This is a genomic window from Pseudomonas sp. DW-iso3 (assembly GCF_058725305.1).
In genome coordinates, this window is the sequence record NZ_JBZXDZ010000001.1 from 306,104 (window position 1) to 326,263 (window position 20,160).

Below are 20,160 nucleotides of genomic sequence, written 5' to 3' on the forward strand. Positions count from 1 at the left end.
ATGACTCCCTTGCCTGCACCGCTGCGCTGGCTGCATTCCCTTGAATGGCGCCGTGGCTTTTTCGACTGGGCACGCAGCGATGGCGTGACCTGGGTGTATATCTTCAAGGTGCTGGTCGCCGCGTTCCTGACGCTGTGGCTGGCCATGCGCCTGGAACTGCCGCAACCGCGCACGGCGATGATCACCGTGTTTATCGTGATGCAACCCCAGAGCGGCCAGGTGTTCGCCAAGAGCTTTTATCGCTTCCTCGGCACCCTGGCGGGGTCGGCGGTGATGGTGTTGTTGATTGCCCTGTTTGCGCAGAACACCGAGTTATTCCTCGGCGCGCTGGCGATTTGGGTGGGCATTTGCACCGCCGGCGCGACGCGCAACCGTAACTTCCGCGCCTATGGGTTTGTGCTTGCCGGTTATACGGCGGCGATGGTTGGCCTGCCGGCCCTGGCCCATCCGGACGGCGCGTTCATGGCGGCGGTGTGGCGGGTGCTGGAAATTTCCCTGGGGATTCTGTGCTCCACGCTGGTCAGCGCCGCGATTCTGCCGCAAACCAGCAGCGCCGCCATGCGCAACGCCTTGTACCAGCGCTTCGGCGTGTTTGCGCTGTTCGTCACCGATGGCCTGCGCGGACGCAGTCGACGTGAAGGTTTCGAGGCCAGCAACGTGCGTTTTATCGCTGAAGCGGTGGGCCTTGAAGGACTGCGCAGCGTCACGGTGTTTGAAGACCCGCACATGCGTCGGCGCAACGGCCGGCTCAGTCGCCTCAACAGCGAATTCATGAGCATCACCACGCGCTTCAATGCTTTGCATCAGTTGCTGGAGCGGTTGCGCGCGGATGAAGCGGCCCCTGTTGTCGCCGCCAGACCCGGCGTGCAAGACCTTGCCGAACTGCTCGATGGTTTCTCCGGCCGTGCGCTGACCAGCCCCGATGCGGCGCGCCTGGTCAACCAACTCAGCGCCTATAAGGACGGCCTGCCCGCCAAGGTCCGCAGCCTGCGCGCGGCTTTTCAGGAAGAGCACCCAAGTGAAGCCGAGCAGCTGGATTTCCACACCGCCTACGAGCTGCTTTACCGGTTTGTCGATGACCTGCACAACTACGCGCAAACCCACGCTTCCCTGGCGGAACATAGCCATGAGCGCGAGCAATGGGACGAAACCTTTATCCCCAAGACCAACTGGCTGGCCTGCGCTGCCTCGGGGATTCGCGCGTCATTCATCCTGATGGTACTGGGCAGTTATTGGGTGGCCACCGCCTGGCCCAGCGGCGCGACCATGACCCTGATCGCCGCCGCCACCGTGGGCTTGTCCGCCGCCACGCCGAACCCGAAACGCATGGCGTTCCAGATGGCTTGCGGAACGTTGATAGGGGCCCTGGTGGGCTTTGTCGAAATGTTTTTCGTGTTCCCCTGGATCGACGGCTTCCAGCTGCTGTGCGTGATGCTTGCCCCGGTGATCATCTTTGGCGCGTTCCTCGCTTCGCGCCCGCAATACGCGGGTGTTGGCGTAGGGCTGCTGATCTTTTTCAGCACCGGCTCGGTGCCGGACAACCTGACGGTCTACAACCCTTACACCTTTATCAACGACTACATCGCCATGATCCTCGGCATGCTGGTGTGCGCGGCGGCGGGCGCGATCATTCTGCCGCCCAACAGCCGCTGGTTGTGGCGCCGCCTCGAACAGGACCTGCGCGAGCAGGTGGTGTACGCGATCAGCGGCAAACTCAAGGGGCTGGCGTCGAGCTTTGAAAGCCGCACCCGTGATTTGCTGCACCAGGCCTATGGTCTTGCTGTTGGCCAGCCGCAAGTGCAGCGCGACCTGCTGCGCTGGATGTTCGTGGTGCTGGAGGTTGGCCACGCGATTATCGAACTGCGCAAGGAACAGGCGATGCTGCCGGTGCACCCGGCGTACGCCGAATCCCAGCCGTGGCGCCAAGCCATCCGCGTGATGGGCCGCTCGCTGGTGCGGCTGTTCCTGCAACCCAGCGCGAGCAACCTGGAGCGTGGCCTGATCGCCGTCGACCATGCGATCAGTCGTGTGCAGGCCACCGACGAACCCTTCGCCCCGCACTTCGACACCTCGGCCCTGCGCCGGGTGAAAAGCTACCTGCATTTTATCCGCACCTCGCTTTTGGACCCGCAATCGCCGTTGGCCGCTCTTAAAGGTGCCACGCAAGGAGCCACGCATGCCTCGTGAAATCGCCTTCCACGGCGTGTATATGCCGACCATGACCCTGATGTTCCTGATCGCAGCTGTGCTGGCCTGGGCGCTTGATCGCTGTTTGGCCGGGTTTGACCTGTACCGTTTTTTCTGGCACCCGGCGTTGCTGCGCCTGAGCCTGTTTGTTTGCCTGTTCGGCGCCCTGGCGCTGACCGTCTACCGTTGAGAATCCCCCGATGAAAAAGTTTTTCAGCCTGCTCGCGACCTTGCTGGTATTGGCTTTGGCGATCTGGATTGGCCGTACGCTGTGGGTGCACTACATGGAAACCCCATGGACCCGAGACGGCCGTGTGCGCGCCGATATCATCAACGTCGCGGCCGACGTCACCGGTGAGGTGGTCGACGTGCCGGTGCGTGACAACCAGTTGGTGAAGAAGGGCGACTTGCTGATGCAGATCGATCCCGAGCACTACCGCATTGCCGTCAAGCAGGCGCAATCGCTGGTGGCTTCGCGCAAAGCCACTTGGGAAATGCGCAAGGTCAACGCTCATCGGCGCGCCGATTTGGACGCCCTGGTGATCTCCAAGGAAAACCGCGACGACGCCAGCAACATCGCCGACTCAGCGCTGGCCGATTACCAACACGCGCTGGCGCAACTGGAAGCGGCCGAACTCAATTTGAAGCGCACGCAAGTGGTGGCGGCTGTTGATGGTTATGTCACCAACCTGAATGTGCATCGCGGTGACTATGCGCGTATCGGCGAAGCCAAGATGGCCGTGGTGGATATGAACTCGTTCTGGGTCTACGGCTTCTTTGAAGAAACCAAGCTGCCCCACGTCAAGGTCGGTGACAAAGCCGATATGCAGTTGATGAGCGGCGAGACCCTGAAGGGCCACGTGGAAAGCATCTCACGTGGTATCTACGACCGCGACAACCCCGAAAGCCGCGAGCTGATCGCCGACGTGAACCCGACCTTCAACTGGGTGCGGCTGGCCCAGCGGGTGCCGGTGCGGATTCACATCGATGAGGTGCCGGAAGGGGTGTTGTTGGCGGCGGGGATCACCTGTACCGTGATTGTGGACCAGACACAAAACTGAACCGGCGCTAAGCCTTAATAAACGTTTCATGCAAATGGCGCCACAGCAGCGCACCACTGGCCTGCTTTTCGAACACTACCGTGGCGCGGCGATCCGTGCGGGTGCCGCTGTCGTCGAGCTGATGTTCGCGATAGGTCACCGTGGCGCCACGTGCATGCCGATCGATGCCGGTCATTTCGCTCAAGGTGATCTTCAACCCTGGACGCATGCCGCCCAAACGCGTGAACAGGGCGTTGACCCCGGCGGCATTGACCCGTGTGCCGGTCGCCGGGGCAACCATGCTGAATTCCGGTGAGAAGCGAGCGAGCAAGGTCTGCAAGGTGCCCTCAGGCGCAACCCCGGCAAACCATTGCTCGATCTCCACGTGGGTCTGGATCACTTCTTCGAAAAAGTCGCTGTAATCAATCATCGGTGAGGCTCGCTGGCAGGGTGAAGCAGTGAGCGTACTCTGGATGCATCCAGGCGCAGCACTGCAAAAAGAGGCAGCAGGGTCAAGGCTGCCGCCATCGTGAAGGTTATGGCGAAAGAATCCAAGGCCGACAACAATGCACTCAGCGCTGCCGCGCCCAGGCAGAAGCTCACTTGGCGATTGATGTTCCACAGGGCGCTGGCGTGGCCCATGCGTTCGGCGGGGATATCCACAAAGGCCAGGGTCTGCGCGGTGCTGCTGCACAGGCTGCCACCCAACCCCATCAAGAGGTAGGCAGGGATGATCAGGGCTGGCGCGTTGAGCAACAATATGCCGACGCATTGCAGCGCCATGCCCGCCAGCAACAACGGCTTAGGGCCACAGCGGTTGAACAGTTGTTTGCTGAGGAAAATCGCCAGCGCCGACGCCAGGGCCCAGGGCAACATCAGCGCACCGGTTTGTGTCGCGTCATAGCCGAGTCCGCGCAAGTAGAGGATGGCGATAAGGCTGGTGCCGATGAATACGCCGGGGATGCACAGGTAGATCAGCATGGCGGTGCGCAACATCGGGCTGCGCACTTGTTGGAAAATACTGCCCACGTCCAGCTTCGGACGAAGCTTGGCCGTCACATCGGGCGTTATCCACAGCAGGGTTAGCAGCAAGGTAATCAACGCCAGGGGCAAGTTGGCGTAGAAGATCCAGCGCCACGACAGGCTGTCGACAATCAACCCGCCCAACGCCGGGGACAGCGCCGGCACCAGCAGTGCTACCGACATCACGCGCGCCGTCAATTGGCTGCGCTCAGCCGCAGGGAAATGCCGGTAAGCCATGGCCTGTCCCACCGGAATCAGCAAGCCGCCGCCCAGCCCCTGTAGGGCGCGCCAGCCGATCAGCGTTTCAATCGAACTCGCCTGGCCCACCATCACCGAAGCGCCGGCGAACAACAGCAGGCTGGCGGCGATCAAGGCTCTTTCGCCCATCAGCGCCGCCAGCCACACACTCAGTGGAATGATCACCGTCAGGCCGAGCAGGTAGGCGTTGCTGATCCATGCCAGTTGAGTGACCGAAGCCTGCAGTTCGCGGGCAATATCCGGGTAGGCGACTGTGGCGACAAACATGTTCACCAGGTCCAGGGCAAAGCCCAGCAAAAAGATCCAGGCGACTTTCGAGCGGTAGGTCATGAGCGCGATCCTGCGAATGAAGCGGGCAGGGTAGGCCGCGCATGCTGTTTGGGAAACGTCGGTTTGCCTGTTAGTTTGTCAAAAATATTTTGACAAAGGAGGGCGCCGCCGATGGTCAGCCTGGACCGATTCGACACTTTCAAGGCCGTGGTCGAGGCCGGCTCGCTTACCGCTGCCGCCGACTTGTTGGGCCAGACCCGCGCCGTGGTCAGCTTCAACCTCAAGCGCCTGGAAGCGGAGCTGGGCGTCACCCTGCTGACCCGTAACACCCGGCAACTGGCGCTCACCGATGCCGGCGAGCGTTTCTACGTGCGCTGCACACGCATGCTCGAAGAAGCACGGTTGGCGGTGGAAGAGGCGCGTTCGGAGCATGCCCAACTCAAAGGCACGCTGCGCATTACCACCACTGTGGAATACGCATTGGCCGTGGTTGCCCCGGCTGTCGAAGCCTTCCGCCGCCTGCATCCAGACCTGAACATCCACTTATCCACCTCCTCGACCCATGCAGACCTGATCTCCGAGCGTTTTGACGTGGCGATTCGGCTGGGACGCCTGCTGGATTCCAATCACCGTGCGGTGCAGTTGTCGTCGTTCGACGTGTTTGCCGTGGCGGCGCCATCGTTGGGCGGGGTGAGTACACTGGATGAATTGGAACAGTTGCCCAAGCTGGGACATGGCCGATTGACGGAGTTGCGCGTGACCGATCCCCAAGGCGGCGAACATCTCTATCGCCCCGGCCACGCGTCACTGGTCGCCGACAGCGCAGCCGTGCTCCAGGCCTTCGCTGTGCGTGGACATGGCGTGGCAGTGTTGCCGCAATGGCTGGTGAAGGATGATCTGGAGGCCGGGAGGCTGGTGCGCTTGCTGGCGGACCATCGTTTTGCCCCGCAAGGGGTCTACGCGATGTATCCGGACACTCGGCATTTGCCCCTGAAGGTGCGGGCGTTTATTGATTTCATGAAGGGTTAGAGCGAACCGGCCAGCCCGAAGCGCTTCTTCAACACCTTCTCCAGCAACCCCTTGGGCAACAACGCTGCCATCAACGGTAACGCGCGACTGCCATTGCCCGAGCGCAGCAGGCGAGGCGGTTGTGGTTGTTGCACGGCCTTCAATACATCCGCCGCGAACACGTTGGCCGGCGTCGGCTTGTCCTGGGACGCCTGGCTGCGCGCCCGGATGCCATCGCGCAGCGGCCACCACGGCGACTGTTCATTGATCAACAGTTCGGCCTGGGCGCCGGCGTTTTTCGCAAAACTCGTGTTGATCGCGCCGGGTTGCACTTCCATGACCCGCACGCCAAACGGTCCCAGTTCCATGCGCAGTGCGTCGCTCAAGGCATGCACGGCCGCTTTGGACGCGCAGTAGGCGCCGGCAAACGGGGTCACCAGCACACCGGAAACACTGCCGATGTTCACCACCACTCCCTTGCTGCGCCGCAGGGCCGGAAACAGCGCCTGGGTGACGCCGACGATGGAAAACACATTGGTCTCGAATTGGCGTTGCATCGCCTCGGTGCCGCCGTCGAGCAATGGGCCCATGGCGCCGTATCCAGCGTTGTTAACCAGCACATCCAATTCGCCCAGTTGTTCGGCCAGCCGTTGCAGGGCGGCGCTGTCGTTGACGTCCAATTGCACCGCGTTAAAGCCTGCGGCCGACAAACCGGCGACGTCTTCCGCACGGCGGGCGCTGGCCCACACGCGGTAGCCTGTGGCCTTGAAAGCGTCAGCCAGGGCACGGCCGATGCCGCTGGAGCAACCGGTGATCAGTACGTTGGGCATGGATCGATCCTTCATCAGTCCGAGAAACTGCCTTGCAGGTGCTCGGCACGGAACTCCAGGGTTTGCGGGCGGTAGCCGGGGCGTAAAGGTGGGGTTGGCAAGCAATCGTCCCAGGTGCCGCCGGCTTGCAGTTCGCCAGGGCCGCGATAGCGTGGGGCGGCATAGACGTTGTCGGCCAGGTTGACCGAGTCGCCCGGTGCATAGGCGGCGACGCGCCAACGCAGCTCAGTGAGGGGCACATCGTTGCCATTGTTGAGGGTCAGTTTCAGCGGACGGTCCGCAGGGCATTCCTGGGGAGCATAGCTGATGCGCAGTTCCAGGCGTGCCAGTTGGGAGGCTTCGCGGTTATCCAGCCAGACGACCCAGATGGCCACGAAACCCAGGCCAACGGCGGCGGCCAACGATACCGGCAAGGCTTTGGCCGGGTAGCGCAGCAGCAGGATCAACCAGGTGATGATCAGTAGGACGCCGAAGAACATGAGGACAGTCTCGTATGCGGATGAACCATCCTACCTGCGCGATGGCCTGGATGCCTATGGCGAGTCTCTGTTTTCATGAGGGAACCGCACAATGCCTTTTCTCCACAAATCCAGCATAGGGACATGCAGATTGCCCAGGAGGGTATCAACCCCAGTCTGATCAAGTGAGACGAACTATGATTGCTTCAGCCGTGCTTATACCTGCTGCCACGTCCGCACTGTCGTCAGTGGCTTCCTCTCTTCTCACGCCTCAATCTGCGCCAGCGCCGAGCAGCGCTGCAACATCGAATCAAGCGAACGTAAAGCATGACACTCAAGCGCAGCCCCGCATGCAAAGTCAACAATTGACCAACCTGGGGCAAACGCTGCTGCAAGGGGCTGCGACGCTTTTCCCCACAGCGTTACGTGGCGGCCCCGAAGAAAAGGCGAAGGGCGCTGGACTGATGGTGGGTGGGGCTGCCGCAGAAGGTCTTGGGAAAAGGTTTGGCATGAGTGGTGGTCTGTTGAGCAAAGCCGTTGGCGCCGGTTTGGTATATGGCGGCAGGGCTGCTCAGGAATTTGGCAAGAGCCGATACGACAGCGCGGACAGCACCACGAACAACACGGGTAACTACAACGCCTACTCCCCGTCGAATTGGGGGAGCAGGCCGGCGTCGTAACGGGCTGGCGGTGCAATAAAAAAGCCCCCGCCCAACCGGCTGCGGATAGGGGACGCAGTCGACTGGACGGGGGCTTCTTTTACGACTGTTTTACTGCGCGATAGTTTTCACCGACACGCCACGTTCAACCGGCGTCGAGCGACCGTAGATATCTTCAAAGCGCTCGATGTCGTCTTCGCCCAAATAGCTGCCCGATTGCACTTCGATGATCTCCAACGGGATCTTGCCCGGGTTGCGCAGGCGATGCACCGAGGCGATCGGGATGTAGGTGGACTGGTTCTCGGTGAGCAGGAACACGTTCTCGTCACAGGTAACTTCAGCGGTGCCGCTGACCACGATCCAGTGTTCGGCGCGGTGGTGGTGCATCTGCAGCGACAGGCACGCGCCCGGCTTGACCGAGATGTGCTTGACCTGGAAACGCCCACCCATGTCCACCGAGTCGTAGGAGCCCCACGGGCGATAGACTTCGCAGTGGTTCTGGGTTTCGCTGCGGCCCTGGTCGTTGAGGGTCGAGACCATCTGTTTGACGCCCTGGACCTTGTCCTTGTGGGCAATCATCATCGCGTCCTTGGTTTCCACCACCACGATGTTGTCCAGGCCGATCACCGACACCAGTTTACCGTTGCCGTGGATCATGCAGTTGCGGCTGTCCTGGATCACCACGTCGCCTTTGCTGACGTTGCCGTGGACGTCTTTGTCGTTGACGGCCCACAGCGAGGCCCAGCAACCCACGTCGCTCCAACCGGCGCTCAGCGGCACCACGCAGGCGCGCTGGGTTTTTTCCATCACGGCGTAGTCGATGGAGTTGTCCGGGCAGCAGGCGAAGGTGGCTTCGTCGAAGGACACCGTGTCGGCGGTCTGTTCGCTGCGTTCAAGGGTCAGCAGGCAGGTGTCGTAGATGTCCGGGTCGTGCTTTTTCAGCTCTTCGAGGAAGCGGCTGGCGCGGAACAGGAACATACCGCTGTTCCAGAAGTAACCGCCGCTCTTGACGAACTCCATGGCGCGTTTTTCATTGGGTTTTTCCACGAACTGCTCGACGCGGCTCACGCCTTCGGGCAGCAGCGAATCGTTGGTGGACTTGATGTAGCCATAACCGGTTTCCGGACGGGTGGCCGGCACGCCGAACAGCACCATCTCGCCACGCTCGGCGGCCACGGTGGCCAGGGCCAGCGCACGCTGCAGGGCTTTCTGGTCGTCGATCACGTGGTCGGCGGGCAACACCAGCATCAGCTCGTCGCGGCCTTCATTGACCAGCATCATCGCGGTGAGGGCCACGGCCGGCGCGGTGTTGCGGCCGAACGGTTCCATCAGGATGCGCTGACTTTCGAGCTTACGCGCGGCCAGTTGCTCGTTGACGATAAAGCGGTGGTCCTTGTTGCAGACCACGATTGGGGAATCCATGCCTTCAAACACCAGGCGCTCCAGGGTTTGCTGGAACAGCGTGTGCTCGCCGGTCAGGGCCAGGAATTGTTTTGGGAACTGTTTACGCGAAAGCGGCCAAAGACGTGAGCCGCTACCACCGGAAAGGATGACTGGAATCATGGGTGTTTCTCCTTGAATCGATTTGGGTCAGAGCTACGAAGGTTTGTCGTTTCACTCTTGTTTTTGTCTCGGTCTCTGTGGGAGCGGGCTTGCTCGCGAAGGCAGACAAACCGAGTCGTCTGCATCGCGGGCAAGCCCGGCTCCCTCAGGGAAATAATCAGCGGGTCGACACCGGGCGTTTCACCCACACTGGCGACAGGCTCGAACCGGAACCGGTGACGTACAGCACCGCCGCTTCACCGCGTTCCAGGGCCACCGGCTTCACGTCGCCGACTTTTTTGTCGCCGTCATACAGCGCCAGGCTGACCTTCACCGGGTTGATTTCGCGCTCGCCACGGCCTTTGGCAGCGACTGCCTTGACCACGTCGGTCTTGCCGTCAGCGGTCTTCAAGGTCAGGGCTTTGTCGCTGAGGTTCTGCACGCGCACCAGGGACTTCTGCTTGTTCTTGAACGGTGGCTCCTCGATCAGCTGTGGCTGGCCGCTGCCGCTGTTGACCAGGGTGTAATAGTGGTCGGCGGCGAGTTTGACCGGCACGGTCTGGCTGCCGACCTTGGCGCTGTAGTCACCGCCGGGCATGAAGCTGAAATCACTGCTGGCCAGTGGTGCGACATCGCTCAGGTTGGTGGCGCCGACAGTGGCGCTGACTTCCTGATTGCTGGCGTTGTAGATCCGCACGAAGCTCGAACCTTTTGGCGCGGTAGGGCCGTAGAGGGCGGCGTCGCCACCGGCGAAGGCGGACATCGATACGAAGCTCAGGCCGGCTGCGATAGCCAGGGTTTTAGCGAGACGACGAGGAGTTGTAGTGAAAGTCATGTGAGTTACCTCTCTTTCAGTTTTGCGCCCGGTCGGGCGTCTCGGATTTTTGGTTTTTAACTGGGGTGTTCAGTGCCATGTTCTGTTGGCGCGAACCGGCTTGTTTAAGCTGCGCAACCCAGGATGGGTCGGCATCACCGATTTCGTTGTTCACGGGCAGATAACGTTCAGGAAACTCCCAGATCAGCACCTGGGGCGGGCTGTTCTTGAAGTCATCGCTTTTGAGGTAGCTGAGCATCGGCAGGATCGGGCCGTGGCCGTCTTCGGCGTAGCTGACCACGTCGCTGCCCAGGGCTTGCTTGAGGGCGCCGACGAAGTTCCAGTTGGGGTTGGCGCTGTAGCTGGTGCCCACCAATGCCACCGGGGTTTCGCTGTCGCTGAACAGGGCATCGTCACCTTGGGTTTCGGCCAGGTGCGTGACGCGTTTTTCCAGCGGTTCTTTCGGCGGCATCAGGTTTTCGAACAGCGGGTCCAGGGGCAGGAACAGACGCAGGTCGCCTTTATGCGGCTCGGTCTTCTCGGCTTCGGTGATAAAACGCTGCGGCTCGCCGTGAAGCGGAGTCTTGTCGGCGATGGTCTTGGCCAACTGCTTGGCAGCGATTTCGGCACCGTCCGGTGTCCAGTGGGTGTCGGTGCGCAGGAACACTTGCTTGCCGTCGAGCTTGGCCTGTTGCAATGGGCCGAGCAGGTCCGGGGCGATGATCTTGTCGGCCGCGACACGGGCGTGGAAGTCCTGGTACAGGTTGGCGTGGATGCTGGCCGGTTTCACTTCACCCAAATGTTCCGGGTAAAGGCGCACCTTGGCTGGCACGATCGCCATCACCAGTTGAATGCCCTGGGCTTTGAGTTTCTGGCGCACGCCTTCGACCAGCGCGTAGTTGCCTTCAAGGTTCTGGTCTTCGTTGACGGCGGGGTTGAATTCCTCGTCGCTGTACAACCAGTGATCGCGGCCCAGCACCACACCGGGACGGCCTTCATTGAACAGCTTGTAGTCCAGCGCCGCCCACAGGTTGGTGCCCATGCGCTTGATCGGGAACTCGTCGTCGTAGTGGGTCTCGACGGCTTTGGTCCAGCGACCGTTGAGCACGGTGGCGTCGGCATTGGTGCTGAAGCCGAAGAAACTGCGCAGCGACCAGGCGCCCAGGGCCAGCAGCAGCACCAGGAACAGGCCGATATAGAGGACGCGTAATGAACGGGTCATGGTCGGCTCCCTCAAAATTGGAAGTAAAGGAACGGCGAGAAACTCTGCGCCGACAGTTTGAGAATCGACGCCACGAACAGCAGCAGCACCGCAGCGCGCATCGCGTAGCGTGGCCAGTCAGCGGTCCAGTAGGCCGGTTGCACGGCGGCATCTTTGCCCACGGTGAAACCGGGTTCGTGGATGCTGCCTGGGTTGTCGCCCGGCACAGCCTTGATCAGGCTAGGGTCGGCCGGTTTGGTCTTCTCGGCAGGACGATTGGTGTAGAAGTCGCGCAGGCCGAAGAACGCCAGGGTTGCATACGCCACCACCAGGGTTGCCACTTGCAGGCCGGTGAGGTTGGCGCGGTTGAGTTCCGACAGCGACCACTCGCCAAAGCTGAACATCGCACCGTACATACGGCCGGCGACGTGCAGGTTCTCGGCGCGGAAGATCACCCAACCCATCACCACCAGCAGGAAGGTGAAGGCCCAACGCACCGGGTTGAAGCTGCGCGGCGACGTGTTGAGGCCGATGGCTTTTTCAATCGCCAGCCACATGCCGTGCCACGCACCCCACACGATGTAGGTGATGTTCGCACCGTGCCACAGGCCGCCGAGCAGCATGGTCAGGAACAGGTTGCGGTAGGTGGTCAGCGTGCCTTTACGGTTGCCGCCCAGGGTGATGTACAGGTAGTCACGCAGCCAGGTGGACAAGCTGATGTGCCAGCGCCGCCAGAACTCGGTGATCGACTGGCTGATGTACGGCTGCTTGAAGTTCTCCATGAAACGGAAGCCCATCATCAAGCCCAGGCCGATGGCCATGTCGCTGTAGCCGGAGAAGTCGAAGTACAACTGCGCGGTATAGGCGAGCGCGCCGAGCCAGGCATCGCCCGTCGTCGGGTTTTGCAGGGCGAAGCAATGGTCGGCCACCACCGCCAGGGTGTCGGCGATGAAGACCTTCTTGATGAAGCCCTGCATGAACCGCGTGCAGCCCTCGGAGAACTTGTCGAGGGTGTGGGTGCGGTTGTTGAACTGATCGGCCAGGTCGCGGAAACGCAACACCGGGCCGGCAATCAGGTGCGGGAAGATCGCCACGAACGCCGCAAAGTCGATCAGGTTGCGGGTTGCAGGGGTATCACCGCGATACACGTCGATGATGTAGCTGATGGACTCGAAGATGTAGAACGAGATCCCGATCGGCAGCAGCACGTGGGTGAGAATGAACGGCTCCAGGCCGGCCGACTTCATCATCACGTTGATGCTGTCGACGCCAAAGTTGGCGTACTTGAAGTAGCCGAGGATGCACAGGTCGACCACCACGCCCAGCAGCAGCCAGCGCTGGGCCGGCTTGGTGCGCACGCCTGCCGCACCGACCTTGAGGCCGATCCAGTAATTCCACAGCGTCACGGCGGCGAACAGCGCCAGGAAGTCCACTCGCCACCAGGCGTAGAACACGTAGCTGGCCAGTAGCAGCAGCAGGTTGCGATAGCGTTGCCCGCTCAAGTAGTACAAGCCGAGAAAGATCGGCAAGAACAGAAACAGGAACACATTGGACGAGAAAACCATCCCGATCTCTCCATGTTTAACCAACAGTCAAGGGCCAGAGCCCCCCCAAACCCCCCCACGATTTCGGGGGAGGGCTGTATTGCATTCTCACTGTCGAAACCGGCTCAAAAATGTGGGAGGGGGCTTGCCCCCGATGGCGGTGTAACAGTCGCCATCTGTGTTGAATGACACCCTGCTATCGGGGGCAAGCCCCCTCCCACATTTTTTACCGAGTTCGCTCAGGAACCTTTGTTGCCTTTTTCGTGCGACGGGTCGTAGACCTTCGTCAGGTCACCCCCGAGGCGGAACGTCTTGAACGGCTGCATCCCGTGCTTGCGCTCGATCACATCCGGCGCGCAGGTGTAGAGGGTGCAGAACGGCTCAAGCCAGGCATATTTCATGTCCTCCTTGAGGTCCTTCATATCCTGCTCTTTGCCGTTCTTCTGTTCGAAGATCTCCGGATCCTTGACCCCGGCCAGCACTTTTTCGCCCAGGCGCTTGAGCGCGCTGTTGTTTTCCTGGCGCAGGTCCACACCGTTGACCAAGGCAAAGCTGGCGATCATCGACAGCGGCGGCAGGGCGTAGTTGTGGTACGACAGGGCGCGTTGCTGGCGCTTCAATTCGTTCGGCAGGAAGCCTTGGTCGTCGACCTGATTCGCGCCGACCTTGTATTCCTTCACGGCCCAGTCGAACAGGTCGCGACGGTTGGTGGCGACGGACGTTGCCATCACCGACCAGGCGGCCCAGTAAGAGTGGTTGTTGGTTTTTTCCAGCGGCAGGTTGTCCCAGTCGCTCACCACCTGGTCGGCCAGTTTGTTGAACCAGGCTTCGATCAGCTGCGATTCCTGCTGGTGGTTGGCCAGCGGGTGCGACTCGGAGAACTTCAAGCGCACATAGGCCGACGCCATGCTGCCCAGTGCCCATTTGCGCATGGACTTGCCGGTGTGGTTGAAGTCTTTGGACATCAACGCATCTGCCCGAGCCCATGTAGCCAGCCAGTTGAGCGTGCATTCCAGTTGTTCGGGCCGGCCATCGCGCATGAACTGCATCACGCGCTTGCTGGTGTCTTTTTCCAGCTTGGTGATGTCGGCGGTGCTGTCACGAAAGGCTTTTTCGGATTGCACATTCAGCGTGGAACGGGCCTTGTCCGAGCCTTCGTACTTGCTGCGAAATTGCAGCGAGCCGGTGTACGGCGCGGGCATGGCGTCGCAGTCATTCTTGAAGTCGCCGGTCTTGAACGCTTCAATCGGTGCGAAATAACCCTGGGGTGGACGCAGTGGGGCGGCGGCGTTGACTGAGCCGGCGAACATCGCCAGGCCGAGTAACGTGGGAATCAATAACTTCTGCATAAGTAACCTCATTGCCCAGTTGAGGCGGTCTGTTGACCACCGGCTGGGAATACGTTGCGTGTGCAAATTTTCGCTTCGACTTTCTGCGCGGCAGCGCCCGCTTCGGGACCCTGCACTTCCACGGCCAGCAAGTTCTGCGAGGCCCAGTCTTCATCGGTGCGCAGTTCAAAGGCGAAACGCCCGTCTGTATCGGATGTTTCGGGTTTTTCGATCTTGATGTCCTCGTGGCGCCCGTTCATGTACCAGAGGGTGGCTTGCAGGGTTTTCACCGACGGGTCGGCGAAGCGGATATCAACCTGGTGGTTGGCGTTGCGCAGGTCTTTGTTCGAACTGTTAACCAGCAATTCGTTCTTGCCGGGCTTCAATGTCGTGCTGGCGGTCATCTGCGCGGTCTTGCCTTCGCAGCCGTTGTCCAGCAGCGCCATCATCTGGCGGTAGATGGTCTCCTGGTCCAGGCGATACAGCGGCGAGAATTCCCAGATCAGAATCTTTGGCGGGGTCTTCTGGAATTCTTCGCTGCCCAGGTACTGGATCATCGAGCCTTCCAGGCCACCGCCGGGGAAGGCGACGTTGAGGATGTCAGCACCGATTTCCTGTTCCAGGAAGCCGGCGAAGTTGTAGTTCTTGCCACTGTGACTGGTGCCCACCAGCGTGATCTGCGGGTTGCCCGAATCGCTGAACAGGTCGCCGTCGCCCGCTTCGCCCTTGGGCTCGGTGGAGAACTGATCCATGTACTGGATCGCGTAGCTGGTGCCACACAGTTGCCCGGCCATGTTGTGCAGGGTGCCGGTCTTGCCCATGCGTCCGGACACTTTGGTCTCGAATTCACGCTTGGGAATATCGGCAAATTCAGGCATTGCACGCACTTTGGCGCCGACGATTTTCGCCGTGCGCTGGGCACCATACGGGGTCCAGTGCTGGTCGCCACGGAAGTAGAAATCGTGGGCTGGCAGCTCATCCGGCAGTTGCTCGTTGGTCAACGGCGACAGGTCCGGCACCACGTAGCCCATCTTGGCGAAACGGCCGAGCATGGTTTTGTAGTTGGCCAGTGCCTTGTCGAAATCGAACTTGGCTTTTTCTTCCGGGTTGAGCTTGTTGCGGTTCACCAGGCCACGGGTCGGCTGGTAGACCACCACCAGTTCCACGCCCTTGGCCTTGAACGCATCGTGCAGCTGTTGCATGCGCTTGTAGCCGGACGGGGTGGTATCGAATTCGGTGCGCAGGTCTTCCTGGGTCCGGAACAACCAGTCGCCCTGGGCTTGCACCAGGGTGGTGAAGTTCTGCTGGTAGCGCGTGGTGTAGTTGCGCGCATCGTGGGCGGCCGGACACAGGCTGCAGCACGGCTCGGCGGTGAAGGTCGGCGCCTTGACTTCGTCGGCGCGCACGCCCTGGCTGGCCGCGAGCAGGCCGAGGGTCAGACCCGAGAGGCTCAACAGTTTGATCATGTGTGGGTGCATAAGGGTCATCCTCAGTCCTGCAATTCGGTCTGGCGTTCGACAGGGTCGATCAGCACGGCTTTCTGCTGGCGTACCAGCAGGTCGAGAATCTCTTCCTGGCGATCGCCCAGCACGCCGTTGAAGCTGATGCCGCTGGATTTGGTCGGCGCCAGCATCGACACGCGGTACAGCTCCACGCTCAACGGCGAGTCGATGGACAGCGGCCCGCTGCCGTTACCCGCCAGTTCACCACCGACCACGATCAGCGAGACCTTGGCGTCGAACGGGTCGAGGGCGATGTCGCGGTCGGTGTCGGTCAAGTCCTTGATGTGGCCGTAAAGCCCGGTCAGGCCGTTGGCCATCGAGGTGTTTTCGTACAGCTTGATGTTCACGCTGTTACGCACGCGAATACCGTGGCGACGGTTGGCAATCACTTTGTTGCCCCACAGCAGGTTGTCGCCGCTCTCATAGAGGGTGATGCCGTCGGTGTGGTTACGGTAGAACTCGTTGTCGGCCACGATGTTGTTGACGCTGTTACGGTCGAGTACCAGGCCGGAGAGCTTGTTGTCGTAGCTGCGGTTGTTGAAGATGAAGCTGTCGTTCACTTCCCGGGAAATGATGATGCCGTGCTTCTTCTTGGTGCCGTAGACGGTGTTGTCCGCGATGATCAGGCCGTGGGAACGGTCGTGGGGGTCAATGCCGTAGACGATGTTGTCTTTGTAGGTATTGCCCTTAATCACGAAGTTCGTGGTCTCGTAGCAGTAGAAGCCGTACCACATGTCCGAGAACTCGGAGTTGATGATCCAGCCGGTCGGCTCTGGACGCTTGAGCACCTTGGCCATGTTCGGCGTGTACTGGGAAATACTCACCCCGTACGACTTACTGTTGGCGTAGCCGAAACTGGCCATCTTGGTGTTGGAGATGTAAGTCTCGGTGCCGCCCCACGCCAGTAGAAACGGACGGAATTCCTTCGGCGACTTGAACAGCGCCGGGCCGTTGGCTTTTTCGCTCCAGCCGGTGACTTTGGTGTCACGCACAAACAGCTGGCCGTCGTTGATCAGGAACGAACCGCTTTCCTGGGACAGGCGCAACTCCTGGGTTTTTTTATCGATTTCCAGGATGCCCTTGCGACCGACCACGATTGGCAACTTGGCCAGGAATACACCCGGCGATGTCTCGCTCAGGTACTGTTTGGGCACCTTGCCCAGCAAGTCCTTGAGGTTCATGTAGCCGTCGTCGACAAAGATCGCCTGGGGAATGCCGTGCTGGCGCACCACCCATTCGGCCATCTTGTTGTCACCGCCGATGAAGTCCTTGAGGGCATCTTCCTGCATCATGCGGCGGATGCTGATCTTGCCTGGCTTGGCGCGCACGATCTTTTTTTCCATCGCCGCGTCGGTATAGCCCGACAGGTCCGGCAGGGCCGGCTTGGCCATTTCCAGCGGCGCGGTCGGCGGGCTGGAGATGGTGTAGGTCTTGGCCTGTTGCAGCTCTTTGGCGATGGTCGGCGCTTTAGCCTGCGGCGCGACATCGGCCATGGCAGCAGCGCTGGCCAGCAGCATCGCTGCCGCCAACATGGCCGAGCCTTTGAGGGCTTGAGGGTTCATTGCGCAGGCTCCCATCAGAACTTCCAGATCACGTCGACAAAGGCGCGATGCATGTACGAGTCAACCTGGCTGCCATAGGCGTCGCCCGGCTTGAACACACCTGCACGGAAACGCACCAGGGCCGATGGCTCGTCGATCGACTGGCTGAGCGCAGCCGGCAACAGGCCGGTCTTGAAGTACTTGGTGACCACCAGGTCCATCTCCTGGCCCAGATCTTTCTTGCCGTCTTCGAGCGGCAGGGAAGTGCTGGACAGGATCGCGCCGGTCACGTCATCGGTGTTGTTCTGTACGGCATCGATGCCGTTGCTGCCCACCGGCTTGTTGCCGTCGACGCGCCAGAACTTGTGGTACACCAGGCTGGCGTCGTAGTCCTCGCGCAGCTGCCAGGAGCCGAACAAGCTCATGGACTGCATGTTGTTCATCTCGCCACGGAAGGCTTCGCCGAAGCGGTGCACGCGGGACTGGGTGCCGGTCCAGTTCGAACGGTTGCTTTGCAGGCCGTTCTGCTCGTATTCGGCGCTGGCGCGGGAGTAGGCCGCACCGACTTGCCACTGTGGGTCCAGGCGCAGGCGGATACCCAGGTCGGTGGCCCAGCCATTCACGTCATCGCTGCGCTTGGCCGTGGTCGGACGGGTGCCGTCGGCGTTCAAGGCGTTGACCGTGTCGCGGTCGCCCTGCATACCGGTGATGCTCGCCCAATAGTTGACGGTGTTGGTGTTGCGCCAGTTGTAGGCGTCGCTGTTGGCTTCGATGCCGAGCCAGGTCAGGTCGCCGTTCTCGCGCTTGTCCAGCGAGTCAGTGGCGACGCCCGGTTCCGGGTAGTCCAGCTTGCCGTCGTCATGGGTGTGGTGAGCGCGCAGGCCGATCCACTGGCCTGGCGTCCACTGGTAGGCGGCGTCGGCGTAGAGGTGCTGACGGTCCTTATCCTTGGGCGACAGTTCCTTGAGGTCGGTGCGGTATTCGCTGAAGCGTTCAGCGACGCCGACGTTGGCCTTGAGCAAGGTGGTGTCGAAGGTCCAGTTCAGCGCTTCGATGTTGGTGTCGCGCCATTGGCCGTCGTCATTGCGCAGGCGTTGGCGGCCCAACTTGAGGATCTCGCCAGGGTAAGGCGTGAAGCCGCTGTAGCCGACCCAGAACTCACGCATGGCCAAGTAGTTTTTCTTGGTTTTGCGGTCGTTGTTGGTGGTCTGCTGGTTTTCGTCATCCGCCGACTGCTGCAGCGTGTCGGTCTCGATGATGTCGCTCGATACTACCGCCTGGCCCATGGCATAGGCACTCCACGCGCCGCTTTCACCGTAGATCCACGGGCGCAGGTCGAGGCCGATACCGTTGACGTCGCCGCCTTTCTGCGTGCCGAGGTCGCGGTCATCTTCGGACTGGGCGGTGGCTTTGACTTCCAGGCCGAAGTTTTTGGCTTCGGTCAGCGCGGCCAGGGTAGGGCACGACCACAGCAGGGCGAAGGTCAGGCCGATGCCGGCCTTGACGAATGGGTTGAGCTTCATAGGGATTCCTCGCCGTCTTCTTCTTCCAGGGCGTGCAGTTGCAGCGTGCTCTGAGCCAGGGTGCCGCGAGCGGCCAGTTCCTGTTGCACCAGGCGTTGGCCTTGGGCGCGTTGCTCCGGAGTCAGTGGGGTTTCCAGCTGCGTGGCCAAGTCATTGGCCTCTGGCGTGTCTTGGGCTTTAGCCAACTGGCTGAAGACATAGGCATTCAATGGGTCGGGCTTGGTGCCCTTGCCTTGGGAAAACAATTGGGCAATCGCGAAATCGGCGCTGTTCTGGCCATTGCGCGCAGCGGTCAGTAAGTGGTCCAGGGCTTTTTGCGGGTAAACCTTGCCCAGGTAGCCACGGCGATAGATCTGGCCGAGGTAGTAATCGGCGGCCACTTCCTTGCCCACGGCTTTTTCGAAGTGTGCTTCGGCGGCCTTGGCGTCGGCGGGCACCCACTTGCCTTCGTAGTAGAGCTTGCCCAGCAACAGCTCGGCGCGCGGTTGGTCGGCGGCGCGGCCGTTGTCCAGGTACTTCATCATCTGGTCGACATCGCCCAGTTCGGGGAAGTCGTAGAGCAGTTGTGCCAGGCTGACCCACGAAGCCGGGTAGCCGGGGGCGATTTTTTCCAGCAGCGCCTGGGCGGTTTTTTCGTCGGTCTTGCCAAGCGATGCGTCACCCAATACACGGGCTACGCTGTCGACGCGCTGTGCAGTGACGGTGCCACGGCTGTAGCCGGCTTCCATCTGCTTGAGCAGCTCGGCCTGCTTTTCCGGCTCGGCTTTTTTCTGGTAAACCGTGGCCAACTCGACGTAGCAGATATCGGTGGTATTCAGCGCGGCCTTGCAGATGCGCTCCACGTCATCCAGATGCTGGTCGTAAGTGTCCTGAGTGCGATACAGCAGCACTTGGGCGAGGCCGGCTTCCGGGTAACCGGCGGCCTGCCATTTGCTGATCTGCTGCTGGGCATTCACATTCGGGAAGCTGTGCGGGTATTGCAGGTACAGCATCGCCAGTGGAATCAGGGTGTTGCCTTCGCCATTGGCAAAGGCTTTTTTCAGCAGGCCTTCGGCTTCATGGTGTTCGGCTTCGGTGCTGCCAGGCTTGGCCACCAGCAGGCGACCGAGACGGGCCTGGGCGCGGGGCGAAGTGTCCGCCGCGGCGCGGTAGGTGGCTTCAGCCTGTTTGATTTGCGCCGGATCGCGGGTGCCGACCTGGATGTCAGCCAGGCCCACCTGGGCCTCGCTGTAACCCAGGTCTGCCAGTTGCTGGTAATTCTGCTGGGCGGTGACGGTGTCGCCACGTTTCAACGCTTCGTTAGCCAGGCGTTGGTCGGGCAGGCCGGCGCAACCGGCGAGGCTGACTGCAACAGCTAGCAACGCCGCAGTACCCATGTGGGAGCGGGCTTGTTCGCGAAGGGGCCCTGTCAGTTGATGCATGTGCTGGCTGA

At 61.1% G+C, this 20,160-nt stretch carries 18 protein-coding genes; 5 read left to right on the top strand and 13 right to left on the bottom strand.

All coding sequences use genetic code 11. The annotated features are described in order from the left end of the window. The 3 genes from AC4PS7_RS01485 to AC4PS7_RS01495 are packed head-to-tail and all read left to right on the top strand — an operon-like array spanning position 1 to position 3,248. Positions 1-2,187, top strand: coding sequence for an FUSC family protein (locus AC4PS7_RS01485; RefSeq protein WP_457244010.1), 2,187 nt, complete (start codon positions 1-3; stop codon positions 2,185-2,187). Then, complete coding sequence (locus tag AC4PS7_RS01490) at positions 2,177-2,377, top strand: DUF1656 domain-containing protein (RefSeq protein ID WP_010213002.1); 201 nt, start codon at positions 2,177-2,179, stop codon at positions 2,375-2,377. Before AC4PS7_RS01485 ends, AC4PS7_RS01490 begins: the two co-directional genes overlap by 11 nt. A 10-nt stretch (positions 2,378-2,387) precedes the next feature. After that, entirely contained in the window at positions 2,388-3,248 is an 861-nt protein-coding gene (locus AC4PS7_RS01495) for an efflux RND transporter periplasmic adaptor subunit (protein ID WP_021491861.1), read from the top strand. Positions 3,249-3,255: 7 nt separating this feature from the next. Here AC4PS7_RS01495 and AC4PS7_RS01500 read toward each other — a convergent pair whose 3' ends face one another. Next, positions 3,256-3,657 (bottom strand): hypothetical protein, encoded by a 402-nt coding sequence (locus AC4PS7_RS01500; RefSeq protein WP_010212999.1) that lies wholly within the window; start codon positions 3,655-3,657, stop codon positions 3,256-3,258. Continuing rightward, on the bottom strand, positions 3,654-4,838 hold the full coding sequence (locus AC4PS7_RS01505) for an MFS transporter (RefSeq protein ID WP_021491859.1): 1,185 nt from the start codon (positions 4,836-4,838) through the stop codon (positions 3,654-3,656). Before AC4PS7_RS01505 ends, AC4PS7_RS01500 begins: the two co-directional genes overlap by 4 nt. A gap of 111 nt (positions 4,839-4,949) precedes the next feature. Between AC4PS7_RS01505 and AC4PS7_RS01510 the strand changes: the two genes are divergently transcribed. Beyond that, positions 4,950-5,807, top strand: coding sequence for a LysR family transcriptional regulator (locus AC4PS7_RS01510; RefSeq protein WP_044286661.1), 858 nt, complete (start codon positions 4,950-4,952; stop codon positions 5,805-5,807). On the opposite strand, the gene AC4PS7_RS01515 is transcribed toward AC4PS7_RS01510, so the two are convergent. After that, entirely contained in the window at positions 5,804-6,616 is an 813-nt protein-coding gene (locus tag AC4PS7_RS01515) for an SDR family oxidoreductase (RefSeq protein ID WP_457244011.1), read from the bottom strand. The genes AC4PS7_RS01510 and AC4PS7_RS01515 overlap by 4 nt on opposite strands. Positions 6,617-6,630: 14 nt before the next feature. Then, a complete protein-coding gene (locus AC4PS7_RS01520) occupies positions 6,631-7,095 on the bottom strand; it encodes a hypothetical protein (RefSeq protein ID WP_010212990.1) in 465 nt (154 codons plus the stop codon). A 329-nt stretch (positions 7,096-7,424) separates the two neighbouring features. Here AC4PS7_RS01520 and AC4PS7_RS01525 point away from each other — a divergent pair, with 329 nt between their 5' ends. Then, a complete protein-coding gene (locus AC4PS7_RS01525) occupies positions 7,425-7,754 on the top strand; it encodes a hypothetical protein (protein ID WP_010212989.1) in 330 nt (109 codons plus the stop codon). 90 nt (positions 7,755-7,844) lie between these two features. Here the strand turns inward: AC4PS7_RS01525 and AC4PS7_RS01530 are convergent, their stop codons facing one another. From AC4PS7_RS01530 to algK, 9 genes are all read right to left on the bottom strand, one after another. Then, complete coding sequence (locus AC4PS7_RS01530; RefSeq protein ID WP_010212986.1) at positions 7,845-9,296, bottom strand: mannose-1-phosphate guanylyltransferase/mannose-6-phosphate isomerase; 1,452 nt, start codon at positions 9,294-9,296, stop codon at positions 7,845-7,847. Between the two features lie 157 nt (positions 9,297-9,453). Further along, positions 9,454-10,110 (bottom strand): alginate O-acetyltransferase AlgF, encoded by a 657-nt coding sequence (locus AC4PS7_RS01535; RefSeq protein ID WP_021491856.1) that lies wholly within the window; start codon positions 10,108-10,110, stop codon positions 9,454-9,456. Positions 10,111-10,126: 16 nt separating this feature from the next. Further along, complete coding sequence (locus tag AC4PS7_RS01540; RefSeq protein ID WP_457244012.1) at positions 10,127-11,311, bottom strand: alginate O-acetyltransferase; 1,185 nt, start codon at positions 11,309-11,311, stop codon at positions 10,127-10,129. 11 nt (positions 11,312-11,322) lie between these two features. Continuing rightward, positions 11,323-12,855 (bottom strand): MBOAT family O-acyltransferase, encoded by a 1,533-nt coding sequence (locus AC4PS7_RS01545; protein WP_010212981.1) that lies wholly within the window; start codon positions 12,853-12,855, stop codon positions 11,323-11,325. Between the two features lie 218 nt (positions 12,856-13,073). Continuing rightward, positions 13,074-14,183 (bottom strand): mannuronate-specific alginate lyase, encoded by a 1,110-nt coding sequence (locus AC4PS7_RS01550; RefSeq protein WP_021491855.1) that lies wholly within the window; start codon positions 14,181-14,183, stop codon positions 13,074-13,076. Between the two features lie 8 nt (positions 14,184-14,191). After that, complete coding sequence (locus AC4PS7_RS01555; protein ID WP_010212978.1) at positions 14,192-15,640, bottom strand: alginate O-acetyltransferase; 1,449 nt, start codon at positions 15,638-15,640, stop codon at positions 14,192-14,194. Between the two features lie 11 nt (positions 15,641-15,651). Further along, positions 15,652-17,241 carry a mannuronan 5-epimerase AlgG gene (algG, locus tag AC4PS7_RS01560; RefSeq protein WP_021491854.1) on the bottom strand — a complete coding sequence of 530 codons (1,590 nt, stop codon included), beginning with the start codon at positions 17,239-17,241 and terminating at the stop codon, positions 15,652-15,654. Beyond that, on the bottom strand, positions 17,241-18,728 hold the full coding sequence (locus tag AC4PS7_RS01565; RefSeq protein ID WP_010212974.1) for an alginate export family protein: 1,488 nt from the start codon (positions 18,726-18,728) through the stop codon (positions 17,241-17,243). Before AC4PS7_RS01565 ends, algG begins: the two co-directional genes overlap by 1 nt. After that, positions 18,725-20,149 carry an alginate biosynthesis TPR repeat lipoprotein AlgK gene (gene algK, locus AC4PS7_RS01570; protein WP_422393848.1) on the bottom strand — a complete coding sequence of 475 codons (1,425 nt, stop codon included), beginning with the start codon at positions 20,147-20,149 and terminating at the stop codon, positions 18,725-18,727. The genes AC4PS7_RS01565 and algK overlap by 4 nt, the downstream gene beginning before the upstream one ends. Between the last annotated feature and the right edge of the window lie 11 nt (positions 20,150-20,160).